The organism is Agromyces sp. GL_144 (assembly GCF_057834305.1).
In genome coordinates, this window is record NZ_CM174399.1 from 894,156 (window position 1) to 914,272 (window position 20,117).

General features: G+C 70.0%; 21 protein-coding genes. 11 read left to right on the plus strand and 10 right to left on the minus strand.

Annotated elements, in window-relative coordinates:
• Positions 1–3: 3 nt before the first annotated feature.
• Both AC3IPY_RS03915 and AC3IPY_RS03920 read right to left on the minus strand, forming a co-directional pair.
• Positions 4–954 (minus strand): carbohydrate ABC transporter permease, encoded by a 951-nt coding sequence (locus AC3IPY_RS03915; RefSeq protein WP_489186815.1) that lies wholly within the window; start codon positions 952–954, stop codon positions 4–6.
• Positions 955–1,012: 58 nt separating this feature from the next.
• The gene (locus AC3IPY_RS03920; RefSeq protein ID WP_489186816.1) at positions 1,013–2,296 is read right to left on the minus strand and encodes an ABC transporter substrate-binding protein; all 1,284 of its coding nucleotides are present in this window, start codon (positions 2,294–2,296) and stop codon (positions 1,013–1,015) included.
• A 200-nt stretch (positions 2,297–2,496) separates the two neighbouring features.
• Here AC3IPY_RS03920 and AC3IPY_RS03925 point away from each other — a divergent pair, with 200 nt between their 5' ends.
• Entirely contained in the window at positions 2,497–3,255 is a 759-nt protein-coding gene (locus AC3IPY_RS03925; protein ID WP_489186818.1) for a GntR family transcriptional regulator, read from the plus strand.
• Between the two features lie 85 nt (positions 3,256–3,340).
• Here the strand turns inward: AC3IPY_RS03925 and AC3IPY_RS03930 are convergent, their stop codons facing one another.
• The 6 genes from AC3IPY_RS03930 to AC3IPY_RS03955 all read right to left on the minus strand — a co-directional run bounded on the left by AC3IPY_RS03930 (position 3,341) and on the right by AC3IPY_RS03955 (position 10,643).
• On the minus strand, positions 3,341–4,741 hold the full coding sequence (locus AC3IPY_RS03930; protein WP_489186819.1) for an APC family permease: 1,401 nt from the start codon (positions 4,739–4,741) through the stop codon (positions 3,341–3,343).
• Between the two features lie 112 nt (positions 4,742–4,853).
• Positions 4,854–5,741 carry an N-acetylglucosamine kinase gene (locus tag AC3IPY_RS03935; RefSeq protein WP_489186821.1) on the minus strand — a complete coding sequence of 296 codons (888 nt, stop codon included), beginning with the start codon at positions 5,739–5,741 and terminating at the stop codon, positions 4,854–4,856.
• Positions 5,738–6,763: an SIS domain-containing protein gene (locus tag AC3IPY_RS03940; protein WP_489186822.1), complete on the minus strand. Its 1,026-nt coding sequence runs from the start codon at positions 6,761–6,763 to the stop codon at positions 5,738–5,740. The genes AC3IPY_RS03935 and AC3IPY_RS03940 overlap by 4 nt, the downstream gene beginning before the upstream one ends.
• 21 nt (positions 6,764–6,784) lie before the next feature.
• A complete protein-coding gene (locus tag AC3IPY_RS03945; protein WP_489186823.1) occupies positions 6,785–8,854 on the minus strand; it encodes a primary-amine oxidase in 2,070 nt (689 codons plus the stop codon).
• Positions 8,854–9,609: a GntR family transcriptional regulator gene (locus tag AC3IPY_RS03950; RefSeq protein ID WP_489186825.1), complete on the minus strand. Its 756-nt coding sequence runs from the start codon at positions 9,607–9,609 to the stop codon at positions 8,854–8,856. Before AC3IPY_RS03950 ends, AC3IPY_RS03945 begins: the two co-directional genes overlap by 1 nt.
• The gene (locus AC3IPY_RS03955; RefSeq protein ID WP_489186827.1) at positions 9,606–10,643 is read right to left on the minus strand and encodes a Gfo/Idh/MocA family protein; all 1,038 of its coding nucleotides are present in this window, start codon (positions 10,641–10,643) and stop codon (positions 9,606–9,608) included. The genes AC3IPY_RS03950 and AC3IPY_RS03955 overlap by 4 nt, the downstream gene beginning before the upstream one ends.
• A gap of 209 nt (positions 10,644–10,852) precedes the next feature.
• On the opposite strand from AC3IPY_RS03955, the gene AC3IPY_RS03960 reads away from it, so the two are divergent.
• The 5 genes from AC3IPY_RS03960 to AC3IPY_RS03980 all read left to right on the plus strand — a co-directional run bounded on the left by AC3IPY_RS03960 (position 10,853) and on the right by AC3IPY_RS03980 (position 16,006).
• Positions 10,853–12,127, plus strand: coding sequence for an ABC transporter substrate-binding protein (locus AC3IPY_RS03960; protein ID WP_489186828.1), 1,275 nt, complete (start codon positions 10,853–10,855; stop codon positions 12,125–12,127).
• A 67-nt stretch (positions 12,128–12,194) separates the two neighbouring features.
• Complete coding sequence (locus tag AC3IPY_RS03965) at positions 12,195–13,079, plus strand: carbohydrate ABC transporter permease (RefSeq protein WP_489186829.1); 885 nt, start codon at positions 12,195–12,197, stop codon at positions 13,077–13,079.
• A gap of 9 nt (positions 13,080–13,088) precedes the next feature.
• Entirely contained in the window at positions 13,089–14,021 is a 933-nt protein-coding gene (locus AC3IPY_RS03970; protein WP_489186831.1) for a carbohydrate ABC transporter permease, read from the plus strand.
• A 49-nt stretch (positions 14,022–14,070) separates the two neighbouring features.
• Positions 14,071–15,447 carry an aldehyde dehydrogenase family protein gene (locus AC3IPY_RS03975; protein WP_489186832.1) on the plus strand — a complete coding sequence of 459 codons (1,377 nt, stop codon included), beginning with the start codon at positions 14,071–14,073 and terminating at the stop codon, positions 15,445–15,447.
• A 1-nt stretch (position 15,448) separates the two neighbouring features.
• Positions 15,449–16,006 (plus strand): hypothetical protein, encoded by a 558-nt coding sequence (locus AC3IPY_RS03980; protein ID WP_489186834.1) that lies wholly within the window; start codon positions 15,449–15,451, stop codon positions 16,004–16,006.
• Positions 16,007–16,183: 177 nt separating this feature from the next.
• On the opposite strand, the gene AC3IPY_RS03985 is transcribed toward AC3IPY_RS03980, so the two are convergent.
• A complete protein-coding gene (locus AC3IPY_RS03985; RefSeq protein WP_489186836.1) occupies positions 16,184–16,474 on the minus strand; it encodes a DUF4287 domain-containing protein in 291 nt (96 codons plus the stop codon).
• 60 nt (positions 16,475–16,534) lie between these two features.
• Positions 16,535–16,936, minus strand: a complete 402-nt coding sequence (locus tag AC3IPY_RS03990) for a cupin domain-containing protein (RefSeq protein WP_489186838.1) — start codon at positions 16,934–16,936, stop codon at positions 16,535–16,537.
• Between the two features lie 88 nt (positions 16,937–17,024).
• Between AC3IPY_RS03990 and AC3IPY_RS03995 the strand changes: the two genes are divergently transcribed.
• The 5 genes from AC3IPY_RS03995 to AC3IPY_RS04015 all read left to right on the plus strand — a co-directional run bounded on the left by AC3IPY_RS03995 (position 17,025) and on the right by AC3IPY_RS04015 (position 20,064).
• Positions 17,025–18,017 (plus strand): ArsR/SmtB family transcription factor, encoded by a 993-nt coding sequence (locus AC3IPY_RS03995; protein ID WP_489186840.1) that lies wholly within the window; start codon positions 17,025–17,027, stop codon positions 18,015–18,017.
• Positions 18,018–18,039: 22 nt separating this feature from the next.
• On the plus strand, positions 18,040–18,186 hold the full coding sequence (locus AC3IPY_RS04000; protein ID WP_489186841.1) for a hypothetical protein: 147 nt from the start codon (positions 18,040–18,042) through the stop codon (positions 18,184–18,186).
• Positions 18,183–18,470 (plus strand): SRPBCC family protein, encoded by a 288-nt coding sequence (locus tag AC3IPY_RS04005; RefSeq protein ID WP_489186843.1) that lies wholly within the window; start codon positions 18,183–18,185, stop codon positions 18,468–18,470. Before AC3IPY_RS04000 ends, AC3IPY_RS04005 begins: the two co-directional genes overlap by 4 nt.
• 124 nt (positions 18,471–18,594) lie before the next feature.
• The gene (locus AC3IPY_RS04010) at positions 18,595–18,789 is read left to right on the plus strand and encodes a hypothetical protein (protein ID WP_489186844.1); all 195 of its coding nucleotides are present in this window, start codon (positions 18,595–18,597) and stop codon (positions 18,787–18,789) included.
• A gap of 45 nt (positions 18,790–18,834) precedes the next feature.
• Positions 18,835–20,064 (plus strand): fumarylacetoacetate hydrolase family protein, encoded by a 1,230-nt coding sequence (locus tag AC3IPY_RS04015; protein ID WP_489186845.1) that lies wholly within the window; start codon positions 18,835–18,837, stop codon positions 20,062–20,064.
• The last annotated feature ends 53 nt before the right edge of the window (positions 20,065–20,117 follow it).

Consider the following 20,117-nt stretch of genomic DNA (forward strand, 5'->3'; position numbering starts at 1 on the left):
CCATCAGTACTTCTGCCGGAACACCCGGCGGATGACGAGGATGCCGATCACGCCGACGACGAAGAGCACGACGGCGACCGCCTGGCTGTAGCCGACCTTGGACTGGTTGAAGGCGAAGTCGTAGACGAGGAACGACAGGGTGACCGTGGCGTTGCCCGGCCCCCCGCGGGTGAGCAGCAGCACGACGGCGGCGGAAGCGAACAGGGTCCAGAGGAACTGCAGCATCGCCACGACGCCGATGAACTCGCGGCACATCGGCCAGGCGATGGACCACATGCGCCTCCAGTGACCGGCGCCGTCGATCTCGGCCGCCTCGAAGATCGCGTCGTCGATGGAGTTGAGGCGGGCGGCGAGCATGATCGCCGAGACCGACATGCTGCACCAGATCGTGACGATGATGATGGCCCAGAGCGCGCTCGTGCCGTCGGCCAGCCAGGGGCGGGCGAGCTCGTGCAGCCCGATCACGTCGAGGAAGGCGTTCACCATCCCCGTGGGGGCGAAGACGCCGACGAAGACCATGGCGAGGGCGGAGGCCGAGAGCAGCACGGGGGTGAACATCAGCGCGCGGATGAACCGGTGTCCCCGTGGCTTCAGCGTGAGGTAGTACGCGATCATGAAGGCGCCGACGACGACGATCGGCAGCGAGACCACCAGTTGGAGGGCGGTGTTCACCGCGGCGAGTCCGACGACGGGGTCGGTGAACAGCTTCTCGAAGTTGCCCGCGCCCGCCGGCGTGCGCGGGGCGATGAGCCCGCGCCAGTTGACGGTGGAGAAGTAGAAGAGGCTGACGAGCGGGCCGACCGTGAAGACGAGGAACCAGATCAGCGCGGGGAGCGTCGCGGTGAGCTGCGCGAGCTCGCGTCGACGGTGCAGCCGGTGCCGGGCGCGCAGCTCGGTCGAGCGCGGCGTCGGGTCGGGCGGTGCGGACGGGGTGGGGGTGATGAGCGTGGTCATGGCGTCCTCGGTGCGGGGAGCGGCCCGGTGACGAATCGCCGGGCCGCTCCTGGGTCGACTACTGCGCAGCGGCGTAGATGTCGTCGACGGTCGAGCAGATGGTCTGGGCGTCGGTGCCCGGCGTGAACGCGATCGACGTCGCGCGGTACATCGGGTTCGACACGTCGGCGGGGACGTAGATGTCGGGCATCACCGGGAACTCGACGCGCTCGGGGAAGTCGGTGAGCGACTGCGCGAGGAGCTCGCTCGTCACGCCGGACGTGTCGCCGCCGAAGTCCGCCACGGGGATGACCCCGCCCTCGTCGAGGATGCCCTTCAGCACCGAGTTCTCGTACATGTGCGCGATGAGCTGCTCGACCTTGTCGATCTTCGCCTCGCCGTTCGGGCTGATCCACCATCCGGCCGAGGTCGAGCCGCGGTAGGCGATGGGCTGGTCGTACGCCGCGTCGGCGGGGAGGGGCAGGCCGCCCAGCACGGTCGAGGCCGCGAGGTCCTCGGATGCCGCGGGGTACGCCCACGATCCGAGCGGTGCGATCGCGGCCTGGCCGTCGAGGTACGCCGCCTGCGCCTGGTCGGCCGTGTATCCCTCGATGCCGTCGACGAAGACGCCGGCATCGCGGAGTTCGATGAGCAGCTCGATGCCCTGCATCGCCTTCGGGTTCTCGCAGATGCCGCCGTTCGCGTAGACGTCCTTCGCCTCGTCCTCGGACAGGTAGGTCTCGAGGAGCTGGAGGAAGATCTTCTGGCCCGACCAGTCGATGCCGCCGAAGACGACGGGATCGATGCCGGCCGCCCTGAGCTTGACCGCGGCGTCGACGAGCTCCTCGGTCGTCTGCGGCACGCCCTCGACGCCCGCCTGCTCGAGCAGCGCGGTGTTGAACCACCACGGCCACGTGAAGCCGGAGTACGGGAACGCGCGGAGGTTGCCCTCGGAGTCCGTCCAGTCGACGAGCGCGTCGGCCGGGATGCGGTCGGCGATGCCCCATTCCTCGATGTAGTCGTTCACCGGGACGACGGCGCCGTTGACGGCCCAGTCGAGCTGCTTCTCGAGCAGTCCGACGAGCAGCACGTCGGCCTCTTCTCCCGCGAGCAGCGACGTCTCGTAGACCTGGTTGAGGTTGTCGCCGCTCTCGAGCACCTTGACCTCGATGCCGGTCTCCTCGGTGAAGGATTCGAACGCGTCGAACAACGGCTTGTTCTGGGCCTGGCTCGAGGTCCAGTTGGTCTGCACGACGATCTGGTCCTCGGTCGCTGCATCGCCGCCGCTCGCGCAGGCTCCGAGCGTCGCGACGAGCGCCAACGCTCCCGCCCCGGCGAGGGTGGTGGACAGGGGGTTCCTCACGGTATTCGCCTCCATCTCGGCCGGGCCGACGCCGGCGCATTGAGTGCGATGGTACACGTCGGACTATATGTGGTCAATGCTGGTATTCGTTTTGTCTGGCGCCATCTGCGGGGCGTGGCGCAGCGGCGCGGAGCCCTTGCACGGCCGGAGTGGTCGTGTACGGTACTGACTGGTATTGATCGAGACCAGAGGGGGACCCCGTGGCGGACCAGGGCGCGACCGATTCGCCGATCCGGTCGGATTATCCCGAGCCGCTCTGGATCCAGGCGGTCAACCTCATCAATGCCGAGATCGCCGCCGGCCGGCTCGCCGAGGGCATGCGCCTGCCGCCGGAACGCGAGCTCTGCCAGCAGCTCGGCATCAGTCGGGTGACCCTGCGCAAGGCGCTGCTCCAGCTCGTCGACGACGGCGTGCTCGCGTCATCCCACGGGCGCGGGTGGTACGTGGCATCCGCGAAGGTCGCGAAGGAGTGGCCGAACAACCTCGAGTCGTTCACCGAGACCGCACGCAAGATGGGACTGCGCGCATCGTCGCGCGTCATCCGCGCCGAGGTCTCGCCCGCCGACCTCGACGAGGCCGAGGCGCTGTCGATCGCGCCGGGAACGCCGGTGTTCCACCTCGATCGCATCCGCTTGCTCGAGGACGTGCCGACCGCGCTCGACACGACGATCGTGCCGGCGTCGGTGCTGCCCGATGCCGAGTCGGTGGACTTCGCGCACGGCTCGCTGTACGACGAACTCGAGCGTGCCGGCGCCGCCCCCGACCGTGCCGACAGCACGATCGAGGCTCGCGCGGCCGACGCGCAGTCGGCTGCGGCGCTCGACCTCGAGCCCGGCAAGCCGCTGCTCGTCATGCGCCAGCTCGTGCACGGAGGCGACGGACGCGCGCTGCTGCTCTCGACGATCCGCTACGTGGGCGAGCGCTATCGGCTGCGCACCGTCTTCGCGCGCGGGCGCTGATCTCGCGGGGGCGTCGAGCGCGACGGTGGCGACGGCGACGGCCGGGCGCTGCAGCAGGCGCCCGGCCGTCGGTCCATGAGCCGGATCAGAGCGGTGCCGGGTCGCGGTCGATCGCGACCGCATCGGCGGGCTCGGCCGGGTCCTCCTCGGTGAAGTCCATCACGGGCGGCCGCCTGCGGAAGCCGCGGGTCAGCACCGCCAGGAGCACGACTCCGATGAGCACCCACACGGCGCCGGCGATGAGCGTGGTCTGGGTGAGGCTCGTCCAGAGCCACACGGTGAGCGCGAACCCGATGATCGGAGCGACGCCGAACGTGAGCACGGCGCGCGCACCGCGCTCCTTGCGGTCGATGAGGTAGTGCTTGACGACGGCGAGGTTCACGAAGCTGAACGCGACGAGCGCGCCGAAACTGATGACCGAGGCGGCGATGTCGAGCGGAAGGAAGAGCGCTCCGACGAGACCGACCGCGCCGACGATCATGATCGCGATCCACGGGGTGCGGAAGCGGTCGTGCAGCGTCGCGAACACTCGCTTGGGCAACTGCCCGTCACGGCCCATCGCGAAGAGGATGCGGGCGACCGAGGCCTGCGAGGTGATCGCCGAGGCGAAGGAACCCGCGATGTAGGCAGCCGTGAAGAAGGTGAACAGGGCGGCGCCGCCGATGCGGGTCATCACGTCGAGGGCGGCCGAGTCGAGGTCGGTGAAGTTCTGGTAGTCGGGGAAGACGAGCCCGGCGACGAACGCCGTGATCGTGAACAGCAGGCCGCCGACGAGTGTGCAGAGCAGGATGGCCCTGGGGATCGAGCGCTTCGGGTCCTTGGCCTCCTCGGAGAGCGTCGAGACCGCATCGAAGCCGAGGAAGGCGAGGGCGAGCACCGCGGCGCCGCTCGCGAGCGATCCGATCGAGGCGTCGCCGTCGAAGAGCGGGCCGAACACGTCGACGGCCTCAGTCTGTCCGCCGAGGAACGACACCCCGGTCGCGATGAACACGACCAGGAAGATCAGCTGCACGCCGACCAGCGCGAGGTTCACGCTCGACACGAGCAGCACGCCGACGACGTTCAGCACGGTCACGAGCAGGACCGAGGCCACGATGAACACCCAGGCGGGAATCGCCGGGAAGGCCGCGTTCAGGTAGATGCCGATGACGAGGTAGTTGAGCAGGGGGAGTGCGAGGTAGTCGAGCAGCAGCGTCCATCCGGTGAGGAACCCGAGATGCGAGCCGAAGGTGCGCTGCGTGTACGTGTACGCCGACCCGGCGACGGGATAGGCGCGCACCATGTTCGCGTAGCTGTAGGCGGTGAACAGCATCACGACGGTCGTGAGCACGTAGGCACCCGCGAGGTGGCCGTCGGTGATCTCGGTGACGAGACCGTACGTCGTGAAGACCGCGAGGGGCAGCATGTAGGCGAGACCGAACAGCAGCAGGGCGGGTGTGCCGAGGCTCCGGCGAAGCCGGGGGCCTGCGGTGTCGAGTGCGCTCATCGGGTTCCTCTCTCGAGGTCGGCGCGGTGCGGATGCATCGCTTGGAAACCGTTTACCGGAGCATATACCTCAAGGACAAATTGGTACAGGGTGGTATTGAAAACGGCGGAAATCAGCCGAGTCGTTGCGCGAGCAGCAGTGCGCCGGCCACCGGGGGCTCCCTGAGGATGCGGAGCTCCAGCTCCGGATGTCTCGAGGCGAGCCGCTCGCGCAGTCCGTCGGCGAGGCGTGCCTGCCCGGCGATGACGCTGCCTCCGGCGACGACGTGTCGCCCGAGGGCGCCGCGCTTCAGCAGCTGGTCGACGAGGTGTGCCAGGTGTTCGGCGCCGGCGTCCACGACGGCGGCCGCGAGCGCCGAGCCGGCATCGGCCGCGGCGAACACCGCGGGCGCGCGCGGCGCCCAGTTCGCCATCGTCGGTTCGTCGTTGACCGAGCGGGCGAGCCGTTCCGCGTCGGCGACCTCGAACGCGACCAGGAGCGCACCGAGCAGGCCGTCGTCGGGCCGTCCGTCGTCATGGGCGAGCAGCGCCGCCCTCGTCGCCTCCCGGACGAGCCCGGCCGCGCCGGCCTCGTCGCCGATCACCCAGCCCCAGCCCCCGGTGACGAACTCGCGGCCATCGGCGGTGCGCCCGACCCCGATCGCGCCGGTGCCCGCGATGAGCCCGAGCCCCTCGTCGAGCCCCGCGGCCGGCACGAGGAGCGCGGCATCGTTCACGCAGGTCACCTGTGCGAAGCCGACCGCGGCCAGCTCGACCTCGAGCGCGCGGGCGACCTCGACGTTGTCGAGTCCCTGCGCTCCGACGGCCAGCGCGTGGATCTCGGCACCGGGGAGTGCGTGCGCCAGCAGGCGGCGGATGACGCCTGCCGACCGGTGCACCGGCTCCGCATCCCATTCGCCCGACGGGATGATGACGTCGGACACGATCGTGCCCGAGGCATCCGCGGCTCTCAATGCGGTCTTGGTGCCGCCGATGTCGAGCCCCACCCGCAGGCCGCTCATGCGGCTCCGTCGCCCGTCTCGATCTTGGTGTCGTCATTGTGGAAGACGAACTCCTCGATGTCGACGCCTCGCAGGCGGGCGGCTCGATGCACGAGTCCCTGCATCACGAGTGCCTCGAGCACCGCCCTGGCCGTATCGGAACTGCGCGGCAGGCGGATGATCGCGAGCCGGTCCACCGCCTCGAACTCCTCTTCGGTGACGAGCACCACGGCGTGTCCGGCATCGGCGAGCATGCGCCCGACGAGGGCCTCGCGGTCGCCGCCGAACAGCACATGCACGCTGTCGCCCGCCGACTCCATCGATCCGTGGAGGTACTGCCTCGTGCCCATCGCCGTCGACGGGATGCGCGCGGCCTCGCGGAAGAGCAGGGCGCCCGCCTCGGCGGAGCCCGCGGACGGCCCTGCACCGACGAAGTCGGCGCTGGATGCCCCTGCGAAGCTCGCCGCCGCCGTGTCGAGCGCGTCCGCGAACTCCGACTCCGACCCTGCACGACGGAACACGGCGGCGAGCCCGTGCCAACCGGGATCCACCGTGCCTCCGTTCCATGCCTCGGCGAACATCGACAGCGCGGACACCGTCGCCGTGTATCCGATCGTCGACGCGTAGCTGTCGGGCACGTTGCCGAGCTCGATGAGCCGGCCCGCGAGGTCGGCGAGCGGTGACGGCGTCGTGTTCACGACGCCGTACCTGAGCGGCGGGTCGACGGTCTGCAGCGCGGCGATCGTCTCGGAGCTGCGGCCGCTCTGCGAGATGCCGAGCACGGGGTGGTCGCCGGTCGTCAGCGGCAGCGGGGTGTCGCCCGCGCCGAGTCGCCACGCCCCGATACCGCGTGCGCGCAGGTGCCAGACCGCGGGCGCCGCGGCGGCGAGGCTCGCGCCGATGCCGAGGAGCACCGGCGCAGGGCCGGAGAGTGCGCCGGCTCCGCGGAGCGACGTCAGTTGCGCATCGAGACGCGGGATGAGCGCCTCGAGCGCGTCGGCCTGACCGGCCGTGGCTTCGGCGAAGCTGATGTATCCGTCCACAGGTTCCTCGTTGCTCGTGTATCAGTGGTGGTCGTGGCCGGGCGCATGCCCGGCATGATCGTGGTCGTGCCCCGCGTGGTCGTTGTGGTCATGCGCGTCGTGCCCCGCCGGTGAGCAGTGATCGGTCGCGGGGATGTCGAGCGACGGATTGCGTCCGAAGAACCCGTGCGGCTTGAGCACGAAGCCCGTCGTGTCGACCGGCATGATCGGCCAGTCCTCGACCCGTGGGAAGTGCGTGAGTCCGAACGTGTGCCACACGACGAGGTCGACGCCGTCGATCGGCCGATCGGCCGCGGTCCACTCCGGCAGGCCGGCACCGCCCCGGTGCAGGTTCACGAAGTCTCCGGCGGGGTACGCCTCGGCCGGCTCGTACGGGGTGACCCAGAGGTGCTTCGTCGTATAGGCCGCGCGCTTGGCGATGTCGGAGTCGGCGTCGGCGAGCAGCAGCGGGCCTCCCTCGGGGAACAGGGTCCACGCGGTGGGTCGACCGAGTCGGTTCCTCGCCTCGGCGCTGCCGATCAGCCACACGCGTCCACGCTTGTTGTCGGCCTCGCGTTGCGCATCGAGCTCGGTCGTGAGCCTCGTGAAGGTCTGCGTGAAGCCCGTGCCGCTCTCATTGCCCGGGCCCCTCGGCACCGCGACCGCGTCGACCTCGTCGACGGTGTTCAGGTGGCCGTCGACCATCATGTCGAGCCGGGCGCTGAAGAGGTGCTGGTGGTTGGGTGCGCCGAGGCCGGGCGCGACCTCGGTCGCCCACGGGTACCCGGCACCGGGGTAGGACGAGGTGAAGACGATGCCGGTCGCCTTGATCTCGAATTCGATCGTGCCGTCGAGGCCGAAGTACCAGTAGAAGCCGTAGTCGTAGTTGCCGACGGTCATGAAGAAGCTGACGACGAGCCGTCGGTTGCGTCGCGTCTCGGACGAGCCGTTCCAGTTGTCGGAATGCTTCCAGAGCACCCCTGCATCCTCCTCGTGGATGCAGATGGCCTGCGGGATCACCTTGGGCGCGCCGTCGTTGCCGGCGACGATCGCGTCGAGGTAGGTGATGTCGCCGACGCAGTCGCAGCCCAGCTCGAGGGAGTTCGCGAAGCCGCCGAAGAGGTATTCGCCGCCGTCGAAGAAGTTCTGGAACCAGCGCTGCGGGCTCGGGTCGCCGTAGGGCACGACCATCTCGGCGATCGACGCGCGGTAGACCACCGGCCGGGTGACCCCGTCGTCGTCGATGCCGATGTCGTGCAGCACGAGGCCCTCGCGCTGGTCGAAGCCGACCTGCAGGTGCCAGCCGGCCCAGTCGAGCACGCCGTGCTCGTCGATCGTGAAGCTCGGGCCCTCTGGCTGACTGATCTCGATGGGCTTGAGTCCCCGGCGGTCGGGTCCGCGCCAGGAGGGCAGGTGGTAGTTGCCTTCTTCTTCGGGCACGGGGAGCGCGATGTGGTCGACGACGTCGAGCACGTCGCCGGTGACCACGTCGACCATGACGGTCACGCCGTCGACCGGGTGCGCCCAGCCGAGATCTTCGGGGGTGTGCTGCACGAACGTGAAGCAGCGCTGGATGCGGCGACCGCGTTCGGTGTCGGCGAGCACGCCGGCCGACAGGGGGTTGACCCGCAGCTTCGAGACATCCGTGAGTCCTCGCCTGGCCATCGCCGCCAGCCACCGTTCATCGCGGTGCACGACCTCTTCGACGTACGAGAACTCGCGGAGCACCACGGGCACGGCGCCGTCGACGTCGAGGTCGAGCTCGCGCGCCGACTCCAGACGGTCGGCCGCCGGGTCGACGACGACGTCGTGCGAACGACCCGTGCGCATGTCGATGAGGAAGGACCGCACGCGCCTGGTGGCCGGTCGCCCGGCGAAGAGGTCGCGCTTGTCGGGCTCGAGCAGGCCGACGTAGGAGAAATGCGTGTCGGCGGTCACGAGTCCCTCGCGCTCGAGCACTGCGCGATTCGTCGCGATCTCGTCGACTCGCAGGGTCTCGAGCATGCGCGGCATGCTCTCGGGGTGCGCGGTCATGGTGTCTCCCTCTCGCCGGGCGGTCGGCGCATCGTTGGTCGGCTGGGTGGGCGTGGTCCGGGTGGTCTGCGTGGGCATCAGGCGCTCCTCGCGAACGTGGTGCGCAGGCGGTAGCGGTCGCCGGCGTACTCGACGACCGAGAGCAGCACCGCGCGACCGTGCTCGTCGTACACGACCTCGCGGATCACGAGCATCGGCGAGCCGGGCGCGATGCCGAGCGCGGCGCTCGCCTCGTCGTCGGCCGGTCGTGCCTCGAGCACCGAGTCCGCGCGATGCACCCTGGCGTCGCGATCGGCGAGCGCGGTGTACAGGCTCGCGGTGCTGAAGTCGAGCTCGAGCAGGTCGGGGGCGACGGACTCGGGCACGAGGGCGGTGTCGAGTGCGGTCGCGACCCCATCGAGGCGGCGCACCCGCTTGATGCGCAGAACGGGGGTGCCGGGGGCGATCGAGAGCACCTCGGCGTCGTCGATGGTCGCGAGTTCGCGCTCGGCGGCGACGACCGAGGAGCTCGGGGTGAGCGCGAGTCGAGACGCGGTCTCGCTGAACGACTCGAGGCTCGCCGGCCAGTCGCCGCGATCGGCGCCGGCGACGAACCATCCGCGCCCCTGCTGCGAGGTGAGGGTGCCGAGCTGCACGAGGTGCTGCAGGGCGCGTCGCAGCGTCACGCGCGACACGTCGAGCTGCGCGCAGAGTTCGCGTTCGGCCGGCAGCCTCGCGCCGACCGGATAGCGCCCCTCGGCGATCTCCGACGAGATCGCGTCGGAGATGCGGGACCACAGCGGTCCGGGGTGGTCGCCGCCCAGCAGGGCGGGCGTCTCGTGGGCGAGGTTCATGGCTCGAGTCGGACCTTCTCCCACGTGCCGGAGCGCATCGCGCGGTAGCACGCGTCGAGGACGCAGTTGACGACCCAGCCGTCTTCGAAGGTCTCGAGTGGGGTCTCGCCGGCGGCGAACCGCTGCACGAAGTGCCGCATCTGCTGGGAGAAGCCGTAGGCGCGGGTCTCCTCCGGCACGGGATGCACCCAGCCGGTGTCGACGTCGGCCTTCTCGACGAGGTAGCCGACGGGCTGCGTGATGAAGCCCCACACGGGACTGACGGACGAGTCGGTGACGAGGCGCCCCGCGCTGCCGGTGAACTCGTGGCGCAGTTGCATGCCGCCCTGCTCGGCCCAGGAGGACTCGATGATCGCGAGCTGGCCGCCGGTGAACTTCAGGAGCGCGACGGCGGTGTCCTCGCCGGTGGTCTTGTCGGTGTGGAGGAGGGTGCCGCCCCAGGCGAATGCCTCCACGACGGCATTGTCCTTGCCGAAGAAGTGCCGGGCCGACTCGACGGTGTGGCAGCCCATGTCGAGGAGGGCGCCGCCACCCGCGGTGTCGGCGTCCCAGAAGTGGGCGGCGTGCGGGCCGGAGTGCGCCTCGCGGGCACGCATCGTGAGCAGCTCGCCGATGCCGCCCGCCTGCACCATCTCGTGCGCCTTCTGGATGTTCGGCGAGAACACCGAGCTCTCCGCATAGCCGTGCCAGACGCCGGCCTCGTTCACGATGCGGAGGATCTCGGCGGCCTCCGCGCCGGTGCGCGCGAGCGGCTTCGTGCAGATCACGCCCTTGCCGGCCGCGGCCGCGATGCGCACCGCTTCGACATGCGCCTCGTTCGGCAGGGCGATCACGACGAGGTCGATCGACGGGTCGTCGCAGAGCTCCGCGAGGTCGGTGTACGCGGCCGGACTGCTCCACCGCTCGGCGAAGGCGGCGGCTCGAGCAGGGTCGCGCGAGAAGTTCGCCGCGAGCTCGGCCTCGCGCACATCGAGCAGCGAGTCCGCATAGCAGTCGGCGATGAAGCCGGAGCCGAGGATGCCCACACGAATCACGAGATCTCCAAACCTGAGTGAGCCAGAGGTAAACCGCTGGCATACCAATTTCTACCAGATGAGACAACAGTGCACAATCATCGGTCTTGAAAGATACCTCTTGCTACCTCATGAATACATGGCTATGCTGACCACCACCGCGCACCGGAGGGCAGCACCTCGAACGCGGTCCCCCTGATCGAGCGACACCCATCAAGAGAGAAGGAACCATGCGTTCGAAACTCGCTCCGCTCGCCGCACTCGCCGTCACCGCCGTCGCACTCGGGCTCGCCGGGTGCGCCTCCGGTGCAGGCGACGAGGACAAGACCACCATCGTGCTCGGTACCTGGCGCACCGAGGACGCCGCCATGTGGGAGGCCGACATCATCCCCGCGTTCGAGGCGAGCCACCCCGACATCGCCGTCGAGTACGCACCGGTCGACACGAACGACTACAACGCGGCCATCCAGTCGCAGATCGAGGGTGGCACCGGCCCCGACGTCATCATGTGCCGGCCCTTCGACGTGAACCGCTCGTGGATCGAGCAGGGCTACTTCGACCCGCTGACCGACCTCGACGCCATCGGCACCTTCCCCGAATCCGCGCTCGCCGCGTGGGAGGGCGACGACGGCACGCCGTACTGCGTCCCGGTGGCGTCGGTGCTCGCCGGCTTCTTCTACAACAAGGCGATCTTCGACGAGCTCGGCCTCGAGGTGCCCGAGACCCAGGCCGAGTTCATCGACCTGCTCGAGAAGGTGAAGGACGACGGAACGTATGAGCCGCTCGCGCTCGGCACGGCCGACGGCTGGCAGCTCGCCTACAACATGCTCTACCAGGTCGGCCCCAACTACTGGAAGGGCGAAGACGGCCGCCTCGGCCTCATCGACGGCACGAAGAAGCTGACCGATCCCGACTTCGTCGAGGGCTTCACGGTCTTCGACGAGTTCAAGGACTACCTGCCGAACGGCTACGAGTCGATCTCCTACGAGGACATGACCCAGCTCTTCAACCTCGGCCGGGCCGCGATCCTGCCGGACGGCTCATGGCAGATCCCCCAGGTCACGTCGACCGGGCTCGACGTCGGCGTGTTCGGTGCGCCGCCCGCCGCCGCAGGCGACCAGCGCTACCAGCAGGAGATGGCCGACATGGCCTTCGGCCTGAACGCCGCGGGCACGCAGAAGGAGGCGGCGACCGAGTTCCTCGAGTGGCTCGGCACCCCCGAGTTCCAGCAGCTGTACGTGAACAAGCTGCCCGGCTTCTTCTCGATGGGCAGCGAGCCGGTGACCTACGACAACGAGCTCGCGCAGGAGTTCGCCGACCTCAAGGAGGGCGCCGAGCTCACGTCGCGCCTCGCCCTCGACCGCCTGAGCGCCGGCCAGCCGCCGCTCGACGACGAGATCTGGCGCGTCGCCCAGCTGATGTACAACACGGGCCTCTCGCCCGAGGACGCCACCGCCGAGCTGCAGGCCGGGCTCGACTCCTGGTACACGCCCGCCGCCCAATAGCGGCACGCCGGGGCGGGCTCGCGCCCGCCCCGGCCACCCCCGCTCGTCGAACAGAGGAAAGTCAGGCATGATCCGAACCGCATCCCGGTACCGATTGCTCGCGATGTTCGTGCTTCCGGCGCTCATCGTGTACGTCGCCTTCTCGGTGTACCCGCTCATCAGCTCGGTCGTGCTCAGCTTCTTCGACTCGAGCGGCGCGGAGAGCGCGTTCGTCGGCCTCGGCAACTACGTCGAGCTGTTCACGAACCCGACCACGAGCGAGCGGTTCTGGAACGCGCTCGTGAACAACGTCGAGTTCTTCGCGATCCACCTCATCGTCGAACTGCCCATCGCCCTCCTCATGGCGGCGCTGCTCACCTCGGGGCGCCTGCGCCGGTCGGTCGGCCTCTACCGCACCCTGCTCTTCATTCCGGCCACGCTCTCGGTCGTGATCGTCGGGTTCATGTGGCGCCTGATCATCAACCCGCTCTGGGGTCTCGTCGAGTTCCCGCTGCTGGGCACCGAGGCGACGGCACTGCCGACGATCTCGCTCATGTCGGTGTGGCAGTACATCGGCATCCCGATGGTGTTCCTCTACACGGCCCTGCTCGCGATCCCCGACGATGTCGTCGAGGCCTCGCGCATCGACGGGGCCGGCGGGTGGACGACCTTCTGGCGTATCAAGTTCCCGCTCATCGCACCGCAGTTCGGGCTCATCACGATCCTCACGTACATCTGGACGTTCAACGGGTTCGACATCGTCTACGCCCTCAACGGCAGCGCACCGGGCCCGAACTACTCGACCGACATCCTCGGCACCTTCTTCTACCGCTCGTTCTTCGGGTCGAGCGGGCAGGTCGCCGACCTCGACCTCGGCGCCACGGTGGCGTCGGTCATCTTCTTCATCATCCTCGCCACGACCGCCGCGTACTTCTGGGTCCTCCAGCGCCGGCTGAAGACCTACGAGCTCTAGGAGCGCATCATGACCACGCTCGACGAGAACACGACCTCCGCGGCGATCGCGACCGCTGCGGCATCCGCTCGAACCGGGTCGCCGCGCAGCGCGGTGCCCGAACGCCGCCGCAAGCGGCCCGCCGACCGGCTCGCGGATGTCTCGCTGCACGGTGTGCTCATCGTGATGGCCCTCTGCGCGGTCGTGCCCGTGCTGATCATCGTCATGAACTCCTTCAAGACGACGCCGGGCATCTTCGGTGCGCCGTTCTCACTGCCCGATGCCGAGACCTTCAGCGTGCAGGGCTACCTGAACCTGTTCTCCCGCGGCAACTTCCTGTTGAACTACCAGAACAGCCTCATCGTGACCGTCGCCACGATCGTGCTCACGATCGTGCTCGGAACCCTCGCCGCGTGGGCGCTCGTCGAGTACAAGGTGCGCATCGCGCCGCTCATCGCGGGCTTCTTCGTCGTCGGCATCATGCTGCCGATCAGGCTCGGCACGGTGCCGCTGCTGAAGACGATGATCGCCTGGGGCATCATGGACACCCTCACCGCGCTGATCCTCGTGTACACCGCGATGCAGCTGCCGCTCGCGATCGCGCTGATGACCACGTACTTCCGCGCCGTGCCGACCGAGCTCAAGGAGGCGGCGCGCATGGACGGCGCGGGGGAGTGGCGCACGCTCGGCATCACCCTGCCGCTCGTGCGGGTGGGCATCGCGGCCGTCGCGTCGATCACGATGCTGCCCGTCTGGAACGACCTCTGGTTCCCGCTGATCCTCGCCCCCGGCAAAGAGAACCAGACCGTCACGCTCGGCGTACAGCAGTTCGTCGGCCAGTTCCAGAGCGACTATCCCGCCCTGCTGGCCGCGCTCACGATCGGCGCCGTGCCCCTCGTGATCCTCTTCGCCGTGTTCTCCCGGCAGTACATCGCGGGCCTCAGCAAGGGCTACGGCAAGTAGCCGCCCGCTTCCGTTCCCACATCCGACCGACGATCCGTTTGGAGCACCCATGACCATCGCAACCATCAACCCCACGACCGGCGAGGTCGAGCGCGAGTTCGCCGCCCACACGCCCGACGAGGTCGAGGGCATCCTCGCCCGCGCCGCCGACGCGAACGCTGCGCTTCGCGGCACGACCTTCGCGCAGCGCGCCGAATGGATGCGTCGCGCCGCCGACCTGCTCGACGCCGACCTCGAGCTCGCCGCCGGGCTCGCGTCCCGCGAGATGGGCAAGACCATCGGCACCGCGAAGTACGAGGTGACGAAGTCGGCCAACGGCATGCGCTGGTACGCCGAGCACGCCGAGGCGTACCTCGCGGCCGAGACGCCGGTGCCCGCCGCCTCGGTCGGGGCGAGCGCCGCCGACGTCGTGTTCCAGCCCATCGGCACGATCCTCGCGGTCATGCCGTGGAACTACCCGTTCTGGCAGGTCATCCGGTTCGCCGCGCCCGCGCTGATGGCCGGCAACACGGGGCTGTTGAAGCACGCCTCGAGCGTGCCGCAGACGGCGATCTACCTGGGCGAGCTCTTCGAGCGTGCCGGGTTCCCCGTCGGCGCGTTCCAGACGCTGCTCATCGAGGGCGCCGCGGCCTCCGAGCTCATCGCCGACCGCCGCATCCGCGCGGTCACGCTCACGGGTTCGACCGGCGCCGGGGCCGCGGTCGCCGAGGCGGCCGGCCGCAACCTCAAGAAGAGCGTGCTCGAGCTCGGCGGCACCGACGCCTTCATCGTCATGCCGACGGCGGATGTCGCGCGGTCGGCCGAGTTCGGCGCGAATTCGCGCACCCAGAACAGTGGGCAGTCCTGCATCTGCGCGAAGCGGTTCTACGTGCACGCCGACGTCTACGACGCGTGGTTCGAGGCCTTCGTCGCCAGGATGTCGGCGACCGCCTACGGCGACCCGTTCGACGCCGCCACGGGCATCGGCCCGATGGCGACCGCGAGCGTGCGCGCCGAGGCGCACGAGCTCGTGGCCGACGCCGTGGCGAAGGGCGTGCAGGTGCACACCGGCGGCGTGCTGCCCGACGGCCCGGGCTTCTTCTACCCGCCGACGGTGCTCACCGGCGTCACGTCCGAGATGCGCATCTTCCGCGAGGAGTGCTTCGGCCCCGTGGCATCCGTCTACCGGGTCTCGTCGATCGAGGAGGCGATCGACGCGGCGAACGACTCCGACTTCGGGCTCGCCGCGAGCGTCTGGACGAGCGACGAGGGCGAGATCGCCCGTCTGCAGTCGGAGCTGGAGTTCGGCGGCGTGTTCGCGAACGGCAACAGCGCCTCGTTCTTCGGGCTGCCGTTCGGCGGCGTGAAGGACTCGGGCTACGGGCGGGAGCTCGGCGAGTTCGGCATTCGCGAGTTCGTGAACGCGAAGACGCGCTGGACCGCGTGAGGTGACCACCGCGACCCGGCCGCTGGGGCGTGCGCGCCCACGGGTGGACCTGCGATGGCCGACCCTGCCGCGGCCGCTCGTGGGGCGGCAGCGCCGACTGCGCCGGGTGCGCCGGGTCGCCTCTCACGTCGGCATGGCCGGCATCATGCTCTGGGCGATGCTGCCCGGCCACTCGGCGCTGCGGAGCGCTGCGGCGGCCCTGCTGCTGCTCGCGTGGGCGGGCATCGCGGCCGCGCTGGCCCGTCGCGCCGGCGTCGCCCCGCACGCGATGCTCGACCCCTTCGCGATGGCGGCGATCGTGGCGCTCCCGCTCGTGCTGCCGGCGTTCGCCGGTTCCCACGCCCACGCGGGGTCGTCGCGGGTCCTGACCGGTCTCGCCGCCCTCGCGCTCACTTTCGGCTGGGCGTGGCTCCGGTTCAGGGCGCGGATGCCGCGACGAGGCCGGGACTCGATGGCGTCGACCGGCTCCGCGGGTTCGTCGGGTCTCGTCGGCATCCTGCTCGGCGGCGGCATGCTCGTCGCGATGTCGGTCGCGATGGTGTTCGGCGTGCACGCCTGAGGCGCGGGCACCCGCGTGGACAGACGGTCGTCGAACGACCTCGTTCGCGCGCGCGACTCAGGACCGGCGACGTGTCACGCGGCGTGTCGCCGTGCGACACGCCGCAATGCGCCCCCGCCATCCTGAATTGGCTGCAGGCACACGGTCGGCGGCTCGGCGGCCCGGCGGAACCCCGCCCTACCGATTCGGGTTCGTCGCCGCCCCGTCGAGCCAGAGCAGGTTGCTCGGATCGCTGTGCGCGGTGCCCGTGCCGACGTGCTTGTCGCTGATCTGCGGGCCCTTCGTGATGACGTGCACGAGCGCCATCGCGTGCCCCTGGCCGAGGCCGTAGTCGGCCTTGAGCCAGGCGACGATGGGCGTCGCCTTCGTGGTCTCGTCGAAGCCCTGCTCATGCGCGAGCTCGATGAACCTGCGCGGCGTGATGCCGGTCTTCGCCTCGATGTTGTCGAGATACGCCTGGAACGTCATGTCGGTGTCCTTCTGATGGGGAGCGGGAGACTGATGAGGAGCGGGAGGCGGTGAGGGCGCTCAGTCGGCCCACGTCTGGATGATGACGGGCGAGGCGTGGATGCACAGCATCTTCAGTCGCGCCGTCCCGTCGTTGACGAACCGGTGCCAGACGCTGGTCGGCACGGTCGCCGTGTCGCCGGCGCCGGCGGTCACCTGCCGGTCGCCGATCGTGATCGTCGCCTCGCCCTCGAGCACGACCCAGGTCTCGGGGTACGGGTGCCAGTGCAGGTCGGTGCCCTGGCCGTTGTCGTAGTCGACGAAGAAGTACGAGATGCCCGCCCCGTGCTCGGCGCCGACGAAGCGGCGGGTGCGGCTCGTGGCGTTGATGAGCAGGTCGGCGGCGTGCACGAGTCCGGGCGCTGCAGTCGGGTCGGTCGTCGGCGCGAGGGTGATCTCGGCCGGCGTCGAAGACGCGATCATGAGGTTCCTCCTGAGTCGAGGTCGCGGTGAGAACGACGGTGTGAGAACAGGCTCGCCCCGAGGCATCCGCTCGCGTTAGTGTTTCGATGTGGATCGAAACTTCGTCGAGTTCCGACTCGCGCCGGGAGACATCTCGGCGATCAGGTTCGGCGTCTCTCCGGGGCACGAGCTCGCCAACGCGATGCGGGTGCTGCAGCGGCCCGAGGAGCATCCGCTGCAGTGGGGGTGGCTGCGCAGCGTGCGATCCCGGATGCCGCAGCAGCCGTTCGATCTGCTCGCGACGGTGATCGGGGCCGAGGGGTACTTCCCCGACTTCTTCACCGCGACGCCGACCTGGGACATGCAGCCGGCCGACGAGTTCGCGCGCCTGCGGGACGTCTCGCCGGATCTCATGCGCGTCGACCTGGCGAAGATGGTGCTGCGGTCCACGGGCGCGAGGCAGCGCGCGATCCAGCGCATGCTCGACGACCCGCTGCGGGCCCGCGCGATGCTCGCCGACGCGTTCGAGGCGATGTGGCAGGCGGTGCTCGCGCCGGTCTGGGTGCAGCTGGAGCGCATCCTCCGTGCCGACATCGCCGTGCGGGCCAGGCGCATGACGACCGAGGGGCTCGCGGGCATGGTCGGATCGCTGCATCGCACGGTGAGCTGGAGCGACGATGCGGTGCGCGTCGAGCTGCGCCTGCACCGTGAAGCGCTCGACTGCCGGGGCAGCGGGCTCGTGCTCGTGCCATCGGTCATGACCTCGGCGGCCGGTTGCTCGGTGCTCACCGAACCGCCCGCGCAGCCGACCGTGTTCTACCCGGCGCAGGGCGTGACCGAGACCTGGGCGCGGGATCCGGGTTCGGCGGCCGAGGCGCTGGGTGCGCTGCTCGGGCCGGCGCGGGCGCACATCCTGCTCGAGGCGCATGTCGAGCGAACGACCTCGCAGGTCGCCGCCGATGCCGGGCTCGCGATCTCCACGGCCTCGCACCACCTCACCGTGCTCCGGGGGAGTGGACTCATCGCGAGCCGGCGCGACGGCGCGAGCGTGCTGCACCTGCGCACGCCGCTCGGCGAGGCGGTCGTGGGCGCGGCGCTGTAGATCCGGCCGTTGACGTCCTGGATTGCGCCGCGAGGTTCGCGGGCGCGACCACGTGCTCTCGCTCCGGGCCGAGGCGCTCGAGGCGTTCGTGCTCGACGACGAGCCGACCGGTGCCGACGACGAGGCGCCGGCAGGCGCCGACCCCGAACACGAGGGTGAAGCGCGATGAGCGCCGTCGTCACGGTGAGTCGCCGCATCGCGGCATCCGCAGACCGGCTCTTCGACGCCTGGCTCGACCCGGCCGCGCTCGCCGTGTGGATGCGACGCGATGGCAGCGGCCCGTCGACCGCCGTCGCCGACCCGCGCGTCGGCGGGTCGTTCACGATCACGATGCACGACCCGTCGGGCGAGTTCGTGCACGCGGGCACCTACCTCGTGATCGACCGGCCGCGCCTGCTCGAGTTCAGCTGGCGCTCGCATGCGACGCACGCGTCGGACTCGGTCGTGCGGTGAGCTTCGAGCCCGACGGCGACGCGACGATCGTCGAGGTGCGCCACGAACGGCTGCCCGACGCCGAGGCCGTGCGACTGCACACCGAGGGCTGCTGTCGGATGCCTCGGGGTCGTACACCGCCGGCATGTTCGGCCGCATCGCCGAGTCGAGCGGCATCGCGATCGAGGACTGGTGGGACTCGCTCGCCTCGTCGACCCTGCTCGGGCGCCTGCCCGAAGTCGACGAGGTCGCGGAGTACCTCGCGTTCGCGGCATCCGATCGGGCGGCGTCGCTCACGGGCGTGGTGTCGAACCTCACCGCGGGGGCGCTCGTCGACTGACCGGTTCGGTTCTTCACCGACGGCCGACGGTGCCACGATGGCAGCATGACCTGGCCCGACGCACGAGACCTGCTGCCCATCGATGCCGACGTCGCGACCCTCGTCGGTCGTGCGTGGCTTCCGCCGGGCGTCGCGAGTGCGTCTGTTGCTGCCGGCCCGGCCGCCGCCGGACCCGCCGTCGTCGCGGTGCGCGGCGGCGACCTGGTCGACGTGTCGCGCGCCTTCCCCACGATGCGCGCCCTCACCGAGGCATCCGATCCCGCTGCTGCTCTCACCCGAGCACTGCAGGGCGGTGCGGGCGAGCGCATCGGAAGGCTCGACGAGGTCGTCGCGAACACCCCGCCGGAGTCGAGGGATGCCTCGCGGCCGTGGCTGCTCTCGCCGATCGACCTGCACGTGGTGAAGGCCGCGGGCGTGACGTTCCCGGTGTCGATGCTCGAGCGCGTCATCGAGGAGCGGGCGCGAGGCGACCAGGATGCCGCGGCCGTGATCCGCGGCGACATCCTGGCCGCCATCGGCGGCAGCCTCGACGAGTTGAAGCCGGGGTCCGCGGAGGCGGCCGCGCTCAAGGCGCTGCTCCTCGAGCGCGGGTGGTGGAGCCAGTACCTCGAGGTCGGCATCGGGCCCGACGCCGAGGTGTTCACCAAGGCGCCCGTGCTCGCGACGGTCGGCACGAACGTCGACGTCGGCGTGCATCCGGCGTCGCAGTGGAACAACCCCGAGCCCGAGATCGTGCTCATCGTCGCCGCCGACGGGCGCGTCGTGGGCGCGAGCCTCGGCAACGACGTGAACCTGCGCGACGTCGAGGGCCGCAGCGCGCTGCTGCTCGGCAAGGCGAAGGACAACAACGCCTCGGCCGCGGTCGGGCCGTTCATCCGCCTGTTCGACGACGGCTATGCGCTCGACGACCTGCGCCGGGCCGTCGTGTCGCTCACGATCGACGGCGCCGACGGGTTCCGCCTCGAGGGCACGAGCGAGCTCGCGCGCATCAGCCGCGATCCGGTCGACCTCGTCGGCCAGGTCGTCGGCGAGCATCATCGCTACCCCGACGGGTTCGCGCTCTACCTCGGCACGATGTTCGCGCCGGTCGAGGACCGCGACGAGCCCGGTCACGGCTTCACCCACCACGACGGCGACCTCGTGCGCATCGCCGAGCCCCGACTCGGTGCGCTCGTGAACCGCGTGCGCTCGACCGCGGAGGCCGAGCCGTGGACGTTCGGCATCGACGCGCTGTACCGCTCCCTCGCCGCGCGAGGGCTGCTCACGTCGGATTGAACAGATCAATCGACTGAGATCACGGGCGAATTCTGCTCCCACGTGGCATCCGG